Here is a 14,503-nt window from a genome sequence, read left to right on the forward strand (position 1 = left end):
TTCATTCCAAACGAAGGACACGGTAAACATGGCAACACGCTTTATGACCGACCCGCACGCGATGCGCGACATGGCGGGCCGTTTCGAGACCCACGCCCAGACCGTCGAGGACGAGGCCCGTCGCATGTGGGCTTCCTCGCAGAACATCTCCGGCGCCGGCTGGAGCGGTCTGGCCTCGGCCACCTCGCTGGACACCATGGGCCAGATGAACACCGCCTTCCGCAACATCGTGAACATGCTGCACGGGGTGCGCGACGGGCTGATCCGCGACGCCAACAACTACGAGCAGCAAGAGCAGGCCTCCCAGCAGATCTTGAGCAGCTAGAAGGGATCACCCGAATGACCATCAATTACCAGTTCGGCGACGTCGACGCCCACGGCGCACTCATCCGCGCGCAGGCCGCCAACCTCGAAGCCGAGCACCAGGCCATCGTCCGCGATGTGCTGGCTGCCGGCGACTTCTGGGGCGGCGCCGGCTCGGTGGCTTGCCAGGAGTTCATCGCCCAGTTGGGCCGCAACTTCCAGGTGATCTACGAGCAGGCCAACGCTCACGGCCAGAAGGTCCAGAGCGCCGGCAACAACATGGCGCAGACCGACAGCGCAGTCGGGTCCAGCTGGGCCTGATCCAGACGGAAGGCGGCGGCGGTGAGTCTCGGCTCGCCGCCGCCGTTGCCGTGCGCGGGGTAACCTCGCGGTACTGCCATAGGTCCCTATCGCTCAGCCGGTCATGGGCATAAGACTGTAGATGGACGGCGACAGTAGAGCGGGCCGCGCTCGTTGTTTACGTCAAGGTGACCGGCGGGCGCGGCCCCCCAGTGTTGAGCAAACAGCATTTGAACCCGAGGGTCACCGCTCGTTCTCGGGCCGGCCGGTTACGGCGTGACCATGATCTTGCAGTGCCGTTCCGGGTCTGCCAGGTCGTGGAAAGCGGCGCCTACGCCCTGCAGGCCGACCTCGCCCGTGATCATCGGGGCGACGTCAATCTGGCCCTCGGCGATCGCGCGCAACGAGTCGCCGAATTCCTCCGGGGTGTACGCGTTGACGAACTGCAGGCTGATTTCTTTGGCGATCCCGAAGAACGGGTGGATGGTGTCGGCCTGCATGCATACGCCGGCGACGACCAATCGGGTGCCGTTGCGGGCTCGCTGGATGATGTCGTCGATGACGCCGGGCACCCCGACCGCCTCGAAGACCACCCGTGCCTTGACCGTGTCCAATGGTGACCCCGCTGCGGGGTCCACCGTTTGGTGCGCGCCCATCCTGGCCGCCAGCTCCCGCCGCTTCGGGGAGAAGTCAGCGGCCACGATTGTTTCCACCCCGCGCACCCGGAGCGCTGCAACGATGGCGATGCCGATCGGCCCGCAGCCGATCACCAGAGCCGTCTCGGCCACGCCTATCCCGGACTTGTTCACCGCGTGCAGTCCCACCGCCATCGGCTCGGCCAGCGCGGCATGCCGGACATCCAGGCCGTTAGGTATGGCAACGAGCAACGGAGCCGACAGCAGCATCCGCTCGGCGTACCCGCCCAGGGTGGTGTTGCTGAAGACGATCGGTTCGACACCTTTGTCGGACAACACGACTGGGATCGACGTCACCAGAGTCCCGGGTGGAGGAGCTTCGGTATCCGGTCCGGCCTCGAGCACCTCGGCGCTGAACTCGTGACCCATGAAGACGTCCTGCTTCAGATCGAGGTCCATGCCGCCGCGGCCGCGGGCCAGTTGCTTGCTGAGCGCCACGACTTCGGCGCCGTGCGCGGCGAAATGCAGATCTGTGCCGCAGATTCCGCAGCATCGCACCCCTACCAGCACCTGTCCCGGGCCCGGAACCGGCTCCGGCACGTCGTCCCGGTAGACCATCCGCCCGTCGCGCAGCACCGACGCGCGCATCAGTTTGCCGCGCCGTCGTGCTCGGCCACATGCTGGCTTATCGCCTGCACGATGGCCTGGCCGGCGCGTCCGATCAGCTCCTCACGTTTGTCCTTGGCCCAGTCATGCGACGCCCGAGGTGCCTCCAGTTGGCCCTTGAAGTGCGGGATCACCTTGCGGGCGAACAGATCATACGAGTGGAATGTCGCCTGCGGCGACGCCCAGTCATGGCCGAGTAACAGCAAAGTGCCGAAGCCGCCCGAGCGGTCCAGCAGGTCTTCGACGTGGGCGATCGCATCCTCGGGTGTGCCGATGCAGCAATTGCCTTTGGCTGCATAGTCTTCGACGAACTCGCGCGGTGACTCGGCGCCGTCGACCGTGTTCGACAACGGCACGAAGCCCGCGGCGCCGAAGTACTTGGCGAAGTCCGGCAGGCCGTAGGTGCAATCCTCGATCGCCTGATCGCGCGTGTCGGCGATGTGCATGATGCTCAAGACGCGCCAGTCGGCGCGATCGGGCTCGGCACGCCCTGCCTTGGCGGCCTGTTCGCACACCACCTCCCAGGTGTTCTCCAAGGCCGCAAAGCCGCCGGGTACCGACATGGACAGCGACAGCAGCGATGTGCCCAGCGCCCCGGCGAGCCGCGGTCCGGACGGCGAAATCATTGCGGCGGTGGATATTTCGGGATAAGGCCAGGTGTAGGGGCGGATGTGCAGCTGCGCATCGCGCAGGGTGAACCATTCGCTGTGGCGGTCGATGCGTTCCTCTGGCGCGGCGCGGAACAATGCCAGGATCGCTTCCAGCGAGTCCTGCATCATCCGTCGCTGGTCGACCGGATCGATCCCCATCATGTAGGCATCGGACGGCAATGCGCCCGGCCCGGCGCCGAACATCACGCGGCCCCGGGTCAGGTGGTCCAGCAGCACCCAGCGATCGGCCACCATCAACGGGTGGTGATAGGGCAGTGAAACCACGCCGGTGCCAAGTCGAATGTGTTTGGTGCGTTCGGCGGCCGCCGCGATGAAAACCTCGGGGCAAGAGATCAATTCGTAACCGCCGGAGTGATGCTCGCCGAACCACGCCTCGTCGTAACCGAGGCTGTCCAGCGCGACCACGCGTTCCATGTCGTATTCCAGTGCCACGGTGGGGGATTGACCGGTGGGATGAAACGGCGTGATGAACACGCCGAATCGCATTGGTGCACTCACCATTCCACTCCTTTGAGGAACTCCAGCAAGGCGGTGTTCACTTCGTCGGGCCGTTCCTGTTGCAGCCAGTGCCCGGCACCGTCGATCATGAGTTCGTGGTATGGGCCGCTGATGACCTCGCCGGCGCGGTCGCTGCGGGTGAAGGCCAGCACCGGATCGGCGGTCCCGCCGATGAAAAGGCATGGCACCGCGATCTTCGCGCCATCGAGTTCTGGCGTGGTCTCCCAGTTGCGGTCCATGTTCCGGTACCAATTCAGTCCGCCGGTGAACCCCGTCCGGGTGAATTCGGCTACGTAATGGTCCAATTCGTCTTGGCTGATCCAGTCCGGCAGTGAATCTGGTTCCGGCAGGCGGTCGATGAAGCCCTCCGGCCCTGGTGCCACCATCCGCATCGCCGCGTCCTGGTCGCCGGTCAACTGCAAGCTACCCATCATCCGGCGCATCACTCGGGCCGGGTCTCCGTTGAGTTCGGCATCGGCCACGCCCGGTTCCTGGAAGTAGAGGATGTAGAAGAAGTTTTCGCCGAACGTGCGGCGCAGCGCAACGGTTACCGGCCGCTTCGCCCGCGGCACCGGGGGGACGCTCAATGCCGCCACGGCCCCCACGCGGGCGGGGTGCAACAGCCCGGCATTCCACACCACCATGGCGCCCCAGTCGTGGCCGATCCACGCCGCCCGCTCGGCCCCGACGTCGTCGAGCAGACCGGCGATGTCGGCGGTCAATTGGTGGATGTCGTAGGCCTCGATTGCCTCCGGCCGCGACGAACCGCCGTAACCGCGCTGGTCGGGTGCGAGGACGTGGTAACCGGCGTCGGCCAGCACCGGGATCTGGTGTCGCCAGGAGTAGGCCAGTTCCGGAAAGCCGTGGCACAGCACCACGACGGGCGCACCGCGGTCCCCGGCCTCGACCACTCGTAAACGCACCCCGTTGGTGTCAACTAACCGTTCGGTTGATACGCCCATCGTCACACCAAAGCACAACACCAACGGGCTGAGAAGGGGCCGCGGATACTTATCGGCCGCCCGCCCGAGCATCATGGAGTTTCATGCGGCTTGACCATGTAGTGCTGTGGACGAATGATCCCGCGGTATCGATGGATTTCTACACGCGGGTGGTCGGGCTGGCGCCGGTCCGATTCGAGGAGTTCCGGGCCGGTGCGGCGCCGTTTCCCAGCGTGCGGGTTTGTGACGACTCCATCATCGACTTGATGCCGGCCGTAGCCGCTGCCGGCACCGACGCGATGACAAAGGTGCGCGGAAGTGCGGGGCATCCGGTCAACCATGTCTGCCTGGCCATGACGAAGGCCGAGTACGATGCGCTGGACCGCCGGTTGCAGGCCGAGGGCGTGGATACCGCCGCGCGGCGCAACCACAGCTTCGGCGCGCGGGGCTGGGCGCCGCAGGGTTATTACTTCGCCGACCCGGACGGCAACGTGGTCGAGGCCCGCTACTACGAGTAGCCCGGTGCGGCGAAGTTTGGCCGGACGCCCGCCACCGGGAACTTCCGCGCGTTGACTAAGAGACTTACTAATAGACATTGACGGAGCCGGCGATCGCCACGGGCGGTAGCCTGGACGTTTCCAGCTGCGTTGTCGGAAGGACCTGGCCCCCTCGGCCGATGATTGATGAACCGTAAAAACGTGATCCGCACCGTTACGGCAGTCGCGGTGCTGGTGCTGCTGGGCTGGTCGTTCTTCTACTTCAGCGACGACACCCGCGGTTACAAGCCCGTCGACACCTCGGTGGCGATGACCCAGATCAACACCGACAACGTCAAGAGTGCGCAGATCGACGACCGCGAGCAGCAGTTGCGGTTGACGCTGAAGAAGGGCAACAACGACACCGAGAACTCCGACAAGGTCATCACCAAATACCCGACCGGCTACGGAGTCGACCTGTTCAATGCGCTGACCGCGAAGAACGCCAAGGTCAGCACGGTGGTCAACGAAGGCAGCCTGATCGGCGAACTGCTGGTCTACGCGCTGCCGCTGTTGCTGCTGGTCGGCTTGTTCGTGATGTTCTCCCGCATGCAGGGCGGCGCGCGGATGGGGTTCGGCTTCGGCAAGTCCCGCGCCAAACAGTTGTCCAAGGACATGCCCAAGACCACCTTCGCCGATGTCGCCGGCGTCGACGAAGCGGTCGAGGAGCTCTACGAGATCAAGGACTTCCTGCAGAACCCCTCCCGCTACCAGGCGCTCGGGGCCAAGATCCCGAAGGGCGTGCTGCTCTACGGCCCGCCCGGCACCGGCAAGACGCTGCTGGCGCGCGCGGTGGCAGGCGAGGCGGGCGTGCCGTTCTTCACCATCTCCGGCTCAGACTTCGTCGAGATGTTCGTCGGCGTGGGCGCGTCGCGGGTCCGAGACCTTTTCGAACAGGCGAAGCAGAACAGCCCCTGCATCATCTTCGTCGACGAGATCGACGCTGTCGGCCGTCAGCGCGGGGCCGGTCTGGGCGGCGGGCACGACGAGCGGGAACAGACCCTGAACCAGCTGTTGGTGGAGATGGACGGCTTCGGCGACCGTGCCGGTGTCATCCTGATCGCCGCGACCAACCGGCCCGATATTCTGGACCCCGCGCTGCTGCGGCCCGGACGTTTCGATCGCCAGATCCCGGTGACCAACCCCGACCTGGCGGGCCGTCGCGCGGTCCTGCGGGTGCACTCCAAAGGCAAGCCGATCGGCCCCGACGCCGACCTGGACGGACTGGCCAAGCGGACCGTCGGCATGACCGGCGCCGATCTGGCCAACGTGATCAACGAGTCGGCTCTGCTGACCGCGCGGGAGAACGGCACCGTCATCACGGGCGCGGCGCTGGAAGAGGCGGTCGACCGGGTGATCGGGGGGCCGCGCCGCAAGGGCCGCATCATCAGCGAGCAGGAGAAGAAGATCACCGCCTACCACGAGGGCGGGCACACACTGGCGGCCTGGGCGATGCCGGACATCGACCCGGTCTACAAGGTGACGATCCTGGCTCGCGGCCGTACCGGCGGACACGCGGTTGCCGTGCCGGAGGAAGACAAGGGACTGAGAACGCGCTCGGAGATGATCGCGCAGCTCGTGTTCGCGATGGGTGGGCGCGCGGCTGAAGAACTGGTGTTCCGTGAGCCGACCACGGGAGCGGTGTCGGACATCGAGCAGGCCACCAAGGTGGCGCGCGCCATGGTCACCGAATACGGCATGAGCGCGCGGCTCGGCGCGGTGAAGTACGGCACCGAACACGGTGACCCGTTCCTGGGCCGCACCATGGGCAACCAGGCGGACTATTCGCATGAGGTTGCCCGGGAAATCGACGAAGAAGTGCGCAAGCTCATCGAGGCGGCGCACACCGAAGCCTGGGAGATCCTCACCGAGTACCGGGACGTGCTGGACACCTTGGCCGGGGAATTGCTGGAGAAGGAAACGCTGCACCGGTCCGAGCTGGAGGCGATCTTCGGCGAGGTCGAGAAGCGCCCCAGACTCACCATGTTCGACGACTTTGGTGGCCGCATTCCGTCGGACAAGCCGCCGATCAAGACGCCGGGCGAGTTGGCCATCGAGCGGGGTGAACCCTGGCCCCAGCCGGTGCCGGAGCCCGCGTTCAAGGTGGCGATCGCGCGCGCCAGCCAGGCCGCCGAGGAGGCCCAGGCCGAAGGAAACGGCGACAGTGCTGCTCGCGGTGCCAATGGTTCGCACAAGCCCACCCAGCCGGACTACGGCGCCCCGGCCGGATGGCACGCACCCGGTTGGCCGCCGCCGTCGTCCAGTCGGCCGCAACCCGCACCCGGTTACCCCGGCCCGGACTCCGACGAGGCCGGTGCCGAAGAGTCAGCTGGGCAGCTCGACAAGGATGTGAGCCGGTCCAACCCACCGGGCCACGGCTGACCAGGAGGGTTCGATGACGCAGTTGGAATCCACAGACACCGGCGCAATGCTGTTCGACCAGGCCCGCGCCGAGGCGGCGGTCCGCGAACTACTGATCGCGCTCGGCGAAGACCCGGATCGGCATGGCCTGCAGGAGACGCCGGCTCGCGTGGTTCGCGCGTACCGGGAGATCTTCGCGGGGCTTTACACCGATCCCGCCTCGGTACTCAACACCATGTTCGACGAGGACCACGACGAGCTGGTGATCGTCAAGGAGATACCGATGTACTCCACCTGCGAGCATCACCTGGTCGCCTTCCACGGGGTGGCCCACGTGGGTTACATCCCCGGTGAAGACGGCAGGGTGACGGGCCTGTCGAAAATCGCCCGGCTGGTCGACCTGTACGCCAAGCGACCGCAGGTCCAGGAGCGGCTCACCAGCCAGATCGCCGACGCGCTGATGCAGCGACTGGATCCGCGCGGGGTGATCGTGGTGATCGAGGCCGAGCACCTGTGCATGGCGATGCGCGGTGTTCGCAAACCCGGTTCGACCACGACGACTTCGGCTGTACGCGGCCAGTTCAAGACAGACGCGGCCTCTAGAGCCGAAGCGCTCGATCTCATTCTGCGCAAGTGAGTTCGGCCCCGTGCAGGTTATGGGGGTGCTCAACGTCACTGACGACTCGTTCTCCGACGGGGGACGTTACTTCGACCTCGACGATGCCGTCGAGCACGGGTTGGCGTTGGCTGCCCAAGGTGCGGGCATCGTCGACGTCGGCGGGGAATCGACGCGGCCCGGCGCGGTCCGGGTGGACCCGGAGGTCGAGACCGCGCGCGTCGTGCCGGTGGTCAAACAGCTTGCCGCACAGGGAGTCACCGTAAGCATCGACACCATGCACGAGCGGGTGGCGCGGGCGGCACTGGAGAACGGCGCACAGATCGTCAACGATGTGTCCGGCGGACGAGCCGACCCGGCCATGGCGCCACTGGTGGCCGACGCCGGGGTGCCGTGGGTGCTGATGCACTGGCGGCCGGCTTCGGCAGACCAGCCGCACCGGGTGCCTAACTACGGCGACGTGGTCGCCGACGTGCGCGCCGACCTGCTGACCAGCGTGGACGACGCGGTGGCCGCGGGAGTCGACGCGGCGAAACTGTTGATCGACCCCGGGCTGGGTTTCGCCAAAACCGCACAACACAATTGGGCTCTCCTGCACGGCTTGCACGAGTTGGTGGCCACCGGGATTCCGGTGTTGGTGGGCGCCTCGCGTAAACGTTTCCTCGGTACTTTGCTGGCCGAATCCGACGGCACGCCCCGCCCGCCCGATGGCCGGGAGACAGCGACGGCGGTCATCTCCGCACTGGCGGCGCTGCACGGGGTGTGGGGTGTGCGGGTGCATGACGTGCGCGCTTCGGTCGACGCCCTGAAGGTTGTCCAGGCGTGGCACAAATCTGAAAGGACAGAGTGCGATGGCCGACCGAATTGAGTTGCGTGGCTTGATCGTTCATGGCTACCACGGAGTTTACGATCACGAGCGGGTGGCCGGGCAACGGTTTGTCATCGACATCGTCTTGTGGATCGACCTTGCCGACGCGGCCCGCAGCGACGAACTCGCCGACACCTACGACTACGTCCGTCTGGCTCAGCGGGCGACCGAGATCGTCGGCGGGCCACCGCGCAACCTGATCGAGACGGTCGGGGGAGAGATCGCCGACGAGGTGATGCAGGACGAGCGGGTGCATGCCGTCGAAGTGGTCGTCCACAAGCCGCAGGCCCCGATTCCGTTGCCGTTCAACGACGTCGCGGTGGTGACCCGGCGATCGCGACGCGGCGGGCGCGGTGCGGTGACCTCGGATGCGGCGGTATGACGCGCCGGCGACGATGCAGTGGGGGCACGGCCCCACAAGTGGGAGGTACCCCCACCCGCTTGCGGGGGACGAAGCGATGAGGTGGGGCGGCGGGTGACCAGGGTGGTGTTGTCGGTCGGTTCTAACGTGGGTGACCGCCTGGGCCACCTGCGGTCGGTCGCAGCCGGGTTGGGCGATGCGGTCCGGGCGGTGTCGCGCATATACGAGACCGACCCCTGGGGTGGCGTCGACCAGGAGCCGTTCCTCAACATGGTGCTTGTCGCCGACGATCCGGACCGCGATGCCCGGGACTGGCTGCTTCGCGGGCAGGAACTAGAGGCCGCCGCCGGACGCGCCCGGGACCAACGCTGGGGTCCGCGCACGCTCGACGTCGACCTCGTCGCCTGTTACGGACCGCAAGGTGCGATCACTCTCAGCGACCCCGACCTGACCTTGCCGCACCCGCGGGCGCATCTTCGGGCATTCGTGTTGGTGCCGTGGCTGGATGTCGATCCGCAAGCTGCGCTCAGCCGGCCGGTGACCGAACTGCTCGGCCAGCTGGACGGCGACGCAACAGGCGTACGCCCGACGACGCTGACGCTGGAAATCTGATGGGACCGACTCGCAAACGTGACCTGACGGCCGTGGTGCTCGGTGCGGCGTTCCTGGGATACCTGCTGATCACCGTGTTGTACCGGTACTTTCCTCCGATCACGGTGTGGAGTGGGGCCTCGCTGCTGGTGGTCGCCGTCGCAGAGGGTTTGTGGGCCCGCAACGTCCGCGCCAAGATCAACGACGGCGAAATCGGCGACGCACCCGGTTGGCTGCACCCGCTCGCAGTGGCACGCAGCCTGATGGTCGCCAAGGCGTCCACCTGGGTCGGCGCGGTGATGCTCGGTTGGTGGGTTGGGGTGCTGGTCTACTTCCTGCCCCGGCGGTCGTGGATGCGGGCCGCCGCCGAGGACACCGGCGGCGCGGTGGTGGCGGCGGCCAGCGCGCTGGCTCTGGTGATAGCCGCGATGTGGCTGCAGCATTGCTGTAAGTCGCCGCCCCAGGAGCCGGCCGAGCAGGGCGAGGGAGTGGAGACTTAGCCGGACGGCAACTCCTGGCGAGAATCGCCGGACTGGCGCGACACGCCAAGTGACCTCGCCCGGTACAGTCAGGGGCCATGACCGTTCTGTCCCGCGGCGCCCGGGTACGGCGCGGCGGCCGCAGGCCGGGTTGGGTGCTCTTGACGACGTTGCTGGTCCTGGCGATCGGGGCCAGTTCCGCGCTGGTTTTCACCGATCGGGTGGAACTTCTCAAGCTCGCTGTGATCCTGGCGTTGTGGGCCGCCGTGGCCGGCGCCTTCGTGTCTGTGCTGTACCGCCGGCAGGCCGAGGCTGACCAGGCGCGGGCGCGGGACATGAAGCTGGTTTACGACCTTCAGTTGGACCGCGAAATCTCGGCACGCCGCGAGTACGAGCTCTCGGTGGAGTCGCAGTTGCGCCGGGAACTGGCCGCCGAACTGCGCGCGCAGGCCGCCGACGAGATCGCGGCGCTGCGGGCGGAACTGTCGGCGCTGCGCACCAACCTGGAAATCTTGTTCGACACCGACCTCGAACACCGTCCGGCCCTGGAGACCCTCAACAGGGAGGCCGCGCGGGCGCTGACCGATCGCCCGCAGAACGGCGCCAGCAACGGTGAGGTCCCGCCCGCCGACTGGGTGGCCAGCGATCGGGTGACCGCCGTACGCCCGGACGAACCGCGGGAGGAGTTCCCTGCGCGCGAGGAGGAAGCCGCCATCATCGACGTGCCCGAGGAACCGCTGTTGCCGCCGCGCCAGCCCACCCACGTCCGCGAGTTCGCGCCCACACCTCCACCGCAACCACAGCCCCGGCACCGGCCACCGCCCCCGCAGCCGCAATTCCAGCCTCAGCCGCAGTACCAGCCGCCGCCGCAACCACAGCGCGCCGCCTGGCAGCCGGTGGCCGCCGAGGGACAGTGGTTGCCACCCGGAGCGCCGGGCAGCAACTGGGGGGCGGCGGCCGCAGCTGAGCCCGAGGCAGGCGCGCAGTCCGGCGGTCGCAGAAGGCGCTACCGGCCCGACCCTGATGAACCGGGTGAGGTTGTCATCGGTGCCCCCCAGGATGGCCCGGTGTCGCAGTACGGGGGTCGACGTTCGCGCTCCCGTCATTCCGCGGAGTACCGGGAGCACAGTGTCGGAAACTTCACGGGTCGGTGGGATTCCCAGCCCGGCTCCGAAACCTCCCCGCCGGTCCCGGAGCCCGCGGCCGCACCAGCGCCCCCGCGCCTTGCCCCCCCGCCGCCGCCACCCCCCACTCCCCGGCACCGCGGTGCCGAGGAGCCGGAGCACGGCGACGAGCCGCAGAGCGGTGGTCAATCGGCCGCCGACCTGTTGGCACGCTTCCAGGTCCAGCCCACCGGAGGCGGCCGGCGGCGCCGCCGTGACGCCTGACACGCTGTGCTCGATCTGGAGAATCGTCTAGAGTCGTAGTGACCGTCCGGTACCCGAATTGTGGGACTGGAACGAACGAATAAATCTGTGAGGTCGTCTGCGATGGAGCAGTTCGACGGTCTGCGCCCGGCCAGGCTGAAGGTGGGTATCATTTCTGCCGGCCGGGTCGGGACCGCCTTGGGGGTGGCGCTCGAGCGTGCCGACCACGTCGTGGTGGCGTGCAGCGCCATTTCCCATGCATCCCTGCAGCGGGCGCGGCGCCGGCTGCCCGATACACCCGTGCTGCCGCCGATCGACGTCGCCGCCGGTGCCGAACTGCTGTTGTTGGCGGTCACCGATAGTGAGCTGCCCGGTCTGGTGGCCGGGTTGGCCGCCACCTCGGCGGTGCGGCCGGGCACCATCGTGGTGCATACCTCTGGTGCCAACGGGATAGCGGTTCTGGACCCGCTCGCCCGGCAGGGTTGTATCCCGCTGGCGATTCACCCGGCAATGACCTTCACCGGCGCCGACGACGACATCGCCAGGTTGCCCGACACCTGCTTCGGTGTGACGGCCGCCGACGAAGTCGGACATGCCATCGGCCAGTCGTTGGTCCTGGAGATGGGCGGGGAGCCGTTTTGTGTGCGCGAGGAAGCCCGTGTGCTCTACCACGCCGCGCTCGCCCACGCATCCAACCACCTGGTGACCGTGCTGGCCGACGCGCTGGAGGCGTTGCGGGCCGCGCTCAAAGGTGACGAACTGCTCGGTCAACAACGAGTCGACAACCAGCCCGGCGGTATCGCCGAACGCATCGTGGGTCCGTTGGCCCGGGCGGCGCTGGAGAACACGCTGCAGCGCGGTCAGGCCGCGCTTACCGGCCCTGTCGCTCGCGGTGACGCCGCCGCCGTCGCCGGACATCTGCACGCACTCGGAGATGCCGATCCCCAGCTTGCGCAGGCCTACCGGGTGAATGCGTTGCGAACCGCGCAGCGCGCGCATGCTCCCGAGGATGTGGTCGAGGTGCTGGCGCGGTGATCGGCAGCAAGAAGCCGACGGCCTTCAAGCCCGGTGAACTCAATGTGTACCTGACACCGGCCGACGTCACCGATGTCGCCCGCGCGTTGCGGCACACCGGGCGGCGAATCATGCTGGTGCCCACCATGGGAGCGCTGCACGAAGGTCACCTGACTCTGGTGCGCGCCGCCAAACGGGTGCCGGGTTCGGTGGTGGTGGTGTCGATCTTCGTGAACCCTCTGCAGTTCGGCGCCGGCGAAGACCTCGACGCCTACCCGCGCACCCTCGACAGGGACATCGAGCTGTTGCGCGGTGAAGGTGTGGAGATGGTGTTCGCCCCTGCAGCATCCGGCATGTATCCCCACGGCCTGCGTACCACCGTGCAGCCCGGTCCGCTGGCTGCCGAGCTCGAGGGTGGTGCGCGCCCAACGCATTTCGCGGGTGTGCTGACCGTCGTCCTCAAGCTGCTGCAGATTGTGCGGCCGGACCGGGCGTTCTTCGGCGAGAAGGATTATCAGCAGTTGGTGCTGATCCGGCAGATGGTCGCCGACTTGAACATCGACGTGCAGGTGGTCGGCGTGCCGACCGTGCGGGAACGCGACGGCCTGGCGATGTCATCGCGAAATCGCTATCTGGACCCGGTGCAACGGGAAGCCGCCGTGGCACTTTCGGCGGCCCTGAGCGCGGGCGCCCATGCGGCCGGCCAAGGCGCCCAGGCCGCGCTGGACGCGGCGAACTCGGTGCTGCAGGCCACGCCCGGCCTGGAGGTCGACTACCTCCAGCTGCGCGATACCGAACTGGGTCCGGTGCCCACCAACGGATCCGGCCGGCTGCTGGTCGCAGCGCGGCTCGGCACCACCAGGCTTCTGGACAACGTGGCGATTCAAATCGGCAATCTCGCCGGCACCACCAGTGGGCCGGACGCTCAATCGCATTGGAGGAATTGATGTTACGAACGATGTTGAAGTCGAAAATCCACCGCGCCACCGTTACCCAGGCCGACCTGCATTACGTCGGATCGGTGACCATCGATGCCGACCTGATGGATGCCGCCGATCTGCTCGAGGGTGAACAGGTCACCATCGTGGACATCGACAACGGCGCGCGGTTGGTCACCTACGCGATCACCGGTGCGCGCGGCACCGGGGTGATCGGAATCAACGGCGCCGCAGCGCATCTCGTTCATCCGGGTGATCTGGTGATTCTGATCGCTTACGGCACCATGGAGGACTCCGAGGCGCGCGCCTACCAGCCCCGGATCGTGTTCGTCGATGCCGAGAACAGGCAGATGGACCTCGGTAGCGACCCTGCTCATGTCCCGGACGGCGTCCCACCCGGTATGGGGGAGTTGTCCCCCGCACGCGGGTGGTACCCCCACGACCCGCGGATCGGCGTGCGGTAGCCGTGCTGCTGGCGATCGACGTCCGCAACACCCACACCGTCGTCGGCTTGTTGGCCGGAGCCAAGGAGAACGGCAAAGTAGTACAGCAGTGGCGGATACGCACCGAGTCCGAGGTCACCGCCGACGAGCTGGCGCTCACCATCGACGGCCTGATCGGTGAGGATGCGGAGCGGCTCACCGGTGCCGCCGGGTTGTCCACCGTTCCGTCGGTGCTGCACGAGGTGCGGATCATGCTCGAGCAGTACTGGCCGTCCGTCCCGCATGTGCTGATCGAGCCCGGGGTACGCACCGGCATTCCGCTGCTGGTCGACAACCCCAAAGAGGTGGGTGCCGACCGGATCGTGAACTGCCTGGCCGCATTCCACAACTTCGGCAAGGCCGCCATCGTCGTGGACTTCGGGTCGTCGATCTGTGTCGACGTGGTCTCGGCCAAGGGGGAGTTCCTCGGTGGCGCGATCGCGCCCGGCGTGCAGGTGTCTTCCGATGCCGCGGCAGCGCGTTCGGCTGCCCTGCGCCGGGTGGAACTGGCCCGGCCCCGATCCGTGGTCGGCAAGAACACGGTGGAATGCATGCAGGCGGGCGCGGTGTTCGGCTTCGCCGGGCTGGTCGACGGACTGGTCGGCCGGATCCGCGACGACGTCAAAGGGTTCTCGGCCGCCGATGACGTCGCTGTGGTGGCCACCGGGCACACCGCGCCGCTGTTGCTGCCCGAGTTGCACACCGTGGAGCATTACGACCGGCACCTGACGCTGAACGGGCTGCGGCTGGTCTTCGAACGTAATCGCGATGCCCAGCGCAGCCGGCTGAAGACCGCGCGCTGAGCCACGGAGGGCGCCGCGCACCCGTTCGCCCGCTTGTGACGGGCGGCGTGTGCCGGGTGCGAGGTCACGTGTC

17 protein-coding genes are annotated in these 14,503 nt (G+C 67.3%); 14 read left to right on the top strand and 3 right to left on the bottom strand.

The window, feature by feature from the left end; genetic code table 11:
• The first annotated feature begins 28 nt into the window (after positions 1 to 28).
• Both AC5Y7D_RS08330 and AC5Y7D_RS08335 read left to right on the top strand, forming a co-directional pair.
• Positions 29 to 325, top strand: a complete 297-nt coding sequence (locus tag AC5Y7D_RS08330) for a WXG100 family type VII secretion target (protein ID WP_065132169.1) — start codon at positions 29 to 31, stop codon at positions 323 to 325.
• Between the two features lie 14 nt (positions 326 to 339).
• Complete coding sequence (locus AC5Y7D_RS08335; protein WP_065142966.1) at positions 340 to 624, top strand: WXG100 family type VII secretion target; 285 nt, start codon at positions 340 to 342, stop codon at positions 622 to 624.
• A gap of 248 nt (positions 625 to 872) precedes the next feature.
• Here the strand turns inward: AC5Y7D_RS08335 and AC5Y7D_RS08340 are convergent, their stop codons facing one another.
• The 3 genes from AC5Y7D_RS08340 to AC5Y7D_RS08350 are packed head-to-tail and all read right to left on the bottom strand — an operon-like array spanning position 873 to position 4,035.
• A complete protein-coding gene (locus AC5Y7D_RS08340) occupies positions 873 to 1,886 on the bottom strand; it encodes a zinc-binding dehydrogenase (RefSeq protein ID WP_499922990.1) in 1,014 nt (337 codons plus the stop codon).
• Positions 1,886 to 3,073 (bottom strand): LLM class flavin-dependent oxidoreductase, encoded by a 1,188-nt coding sequence (locus tag AC5Y7D_RS08345; RefSeq protein WP_499922991.1) that lies wholly within the window; start codon positions 3,071 to 3,073, stop codon positions 1,886 to 1,888. Before AC5Y7D_RS08345 ends, AC5Y7D_RS08340 begins: the two co-directional genes overlap by 1 nt.
• On the bottom strand, positions 3,070 to 4,035 hold the full coding sequence (locus AC5Y7D_RS08350) for an alpha/beta fold hydrolase (RefSeq protein WP_499922993.1): 966 nt from the start codon (positions 4,033 to 4,035) through the stop codon (positions 3,070 to 3,072). Before AC5Y7D_RS08350 ends, AC5Y7D_RS08345 begins: the two co-directional genes overlap by 4 nt.
• A gap of 83 nt (positions 4,036 to 4,118) precedes the next feature.
• On the opposite strand from AC5Y7D_RS08350, the gene AC5Y7D_RS08355 reads away from it, so the two are divergent.
• The 12 genes from AC5Y7D_RS08355 (at position 4,119) to AC5Y7D_RS08410 (ending at position 14,430) form a co-directional block, all read left to right on the top strand.
• A complete protein-coding gene (locus AC5Y7D_RS08355; RefSeq protein ID WP_499922994.1) occupies positions 4,119 to 4,532 on the top strand; it encodes a VOC family protein in 414 nt (137 codons plus the stop codon).
• Between the two features lie 165 nt (positions 4,533 to 4,697).
• Positions 4,698 to 6,932: an ATP-dependent zinc metalloprotease FtsH gene (gene ftsH / locus AC5Y7D_RS08360; RefSeq protein ID WP_499922996.1), complete on the top strand. Its 2,235-nt coding sequence runs from the start codon at positions 4,698 to 4,700 to the stop codon at positions 6,930 to 6,932.
• A gap of 13 nt (positions 6,933 to 6,945) precedes the next feature.
• Complete coding sequence (folE, locus tag AC5Y7D_RS08365) at positions 6,946 to 7,548, top strand: GTP cyclohydrolase I FolE (protein ID WP_499922998.1); 603 nt, start codon at positions 6,946 to 6,948, stop codon at positions 7,546 to 7,548.
• 19 nt (positions 7,549 to 7,567) lie between these two features.
• The gene (folP, locus tag AC5Y7D_RS08370; RefSeq protein WP_499923202.1) at positions 7,568 to 8,395 is read left to right on the top strand and encodes a dihydropteroate synthase; all 828 of its coding nucleotides are present in this window, start codon (positions 7,568 to 7,570) and stop codon (positions 8,393 to 8,395) included.
• Positions 8,379 to 8,777: a dihydroneopterin aldolase gene (folB, locus tag AC5Y7D_RS08375; RefSeq protein ID WP_499923000.1), complete on the top strand. Its 399-nt coding sequence runs from the start codon at positions 8,379 to 8,381 to the stop codon at positions 8,775 to 8,777. The genes folP and folB overlap by 17 nt, the downstream gene beginning before the upstream one ends.
• A gap of 93 nt (positions 8,778 to 8,870) precedes the next feature.
• The gene (folK, locus tag AC5Y7D_RS08380; RefSeq protein WP_499923002.1) at positions 8,871 to 9,368 is read left to right on the top strand and encodes a 2-amino-4-hydroxy-6-hydroxymethyldihydropteridine diphosphokinase; all 498 of its coding nucleotides are present in this window, start codon (positions 8,871 to 8,873) and stop codon (positions 9,366 to 9,368) included.
• Complete coding sequence (locus AC5Y7D_RS08385; RefSeq protein ID WP_499923004.1) at positions 9,368 to 9,847, top strand: DUF3180 domain-containing protein; 480 nt, start codon at positions 9,368 to 9,370, stop codon at positions 9,845 to 9,847. The genes folK and AC5Y7D_RS08385 overlap by 1 nt, the downstream gene beginning before the upstream one ends.
• A gap of 77 nt (positions 9,848 to 9,924) precedes the next feature.
• Positions 9,925 to 11,214: a DUF6779 domain-containing protein gene (locus tag AC5Y7D_RS08390; protein ID WP_499923006.1), complete on the top strand. Its 1,290-nt coding sequence runs from the start codon at positions 9,925 to 9,927 to the stop codon at positions 11,212 to 11,214.
• A 102-nt stretch (positions 11,215 to 11,316) separates the two neighbouring features.
• On the top strand, positions 11,317 to 12,228 hold the full coding sequence (locus AC5Y7D_RS08395; protein WP_499923008.1) for a Rossmann-like and DUF2520 domain-containing protein: 912 nt from the start codon (positions 11,317 to 11,319) through the stop codon (positions 12,226 to 12,228).
• On the top strand, positions 12,228 to 13,154 hold the full coding sequence (gene panC / locus AC5Y7D_RS08400; RefSeq protein WP_499923208.1) for a pantoate--beta-alanine ligase: 927 nt from the start codon (positions 12,228 to 12,230) through the stop codon (positions 13,152 to 13,154). Before AC5Y7D_RS08395 ends, panC begins: the two co-directional genes overlap by 1 nt.
• The gene (gene panD / locus AC5Y7D_RS08405; RefSeq protein ID WP_499923010.1) at positions 13,154 to 13,609 is read left to right on the top strand and encodes an aspartate 1-decarboxylase; all 456 of its coding nucleotides are present in this window, start codon (positions 13,154 to 13,156) and stop codon (positions 13,607 to 13,609) included. Before panC ends, panD begins: the two co-directional genes overlap by 1 nt.
• A 2-nt stretch (positions 13,610 to 13,611) precedes the next feature.
• Positions 13,612 to 14,430: a type III pantothenate kinase gene (locus tag AC5Y7D_RS08410; RefSeq protein ID WP_499923013.1), complete on the top strand. Its 819-nt coding sequence runs from the start codon at positions 13,612 to 13,614 to the stop codon at positions 14,428 to 14,430.
• Positions 14,431 to 14,503: the final 73 nt, after the last annotated feature.

The organism is Mycobacterium sp. NGS49 (assembly GCF_059812565.1).

Bases quoted from the DNA above. Each gene is read 5' to 3' on its own strand.
- folE (WP_499922998.1), top strand. From the start codon at position 6,946: ATGACGCAGTTGGAATCCACAGACACCGGCGCAATGCTGTTCGACCAG.
- AC5Y7D_RS08390 (WP_499923006.1), top strand. From the start codon at position 9,925: ATGACCGTTCTGTCCCGCGGCGCCCGGGTACGGCGCGGCGGCCGCAGG.
- ftsH (WP_499922996.1), top strand. From the start codon at position 4,698: ATGAACCGTAAAAACGTGATCCGCACCGTTACGGCAGTCGCGGTGCTG.
- AC5Y7D_RS08340 (WP_499922990.1), bottom strand. From the start codon at position 1,886: ATGCGCGCGTCGGTGCTGCGCGACGGGCGGATGGTCTACCGGGACGAC.
- AC5Y7D_RS08335 (WP_065142966.1), top strand. From the start codon at position 340: ATGACCATCAATTACCAGTTCGGCGACGTCGACGCCCACGGCGCACTC.
- AC5Y7D_RS08330 (WP_065132169.1), top strand. From the start codon at position 29: ATGGCAACACGCTTTATGACCGACCCGCACGCGATGCGCGACATGGCG.
- folB (WP_499923000.1), top strand. From the start codon at position 8,379: ATGGCCGACCGAATTGAGTTGCGTGGCTTGATCGTTCATGGCTACCAC.
- AC5Y7D_RS08355 (WP_499922994.1), top strand. From the start codon at position 4,119: ATGCGGCTTGACCATGTAGTGCTGTGGACGAATGATCCCGCGGTATCG.
- folP (WP_499923202.1), top strand. From the start codon at position 7,568: ATGGGGGTGCTCAACGTCACTGACGACTCGTTCTCCGACGGGGGACGT.
- AC5Y7D_RS08350 (WP_499922993.1), bottom strand. From the start codon at position 4,035: ATGGGCGTATCAACCGAACGGTTAGTTGACACCAACGGGGTGCGTTTA.
- AC5Y7D_RS08385 (WP_499923004.1), top strand. From the start codon at position 9,368: ATGGGACCGACTCGCAAACGTGACCTGACGGCCGTGGTGCTCGGTGCG.
- panD (WP_499923010.1), top strand. From the start codon at position 13,154: ATGTTACGAACGATGTTGAAGTCGAAAATCCACCGCGCCACCGTTACC.
- AC5Y7D_RS08395 (WP_499923008.1), top strand. From the start codon at position 11,317: ATGGAGCAGTTCGACGGTCTGCGCCCGGCCAGGCTGAAGGTGGGTATC.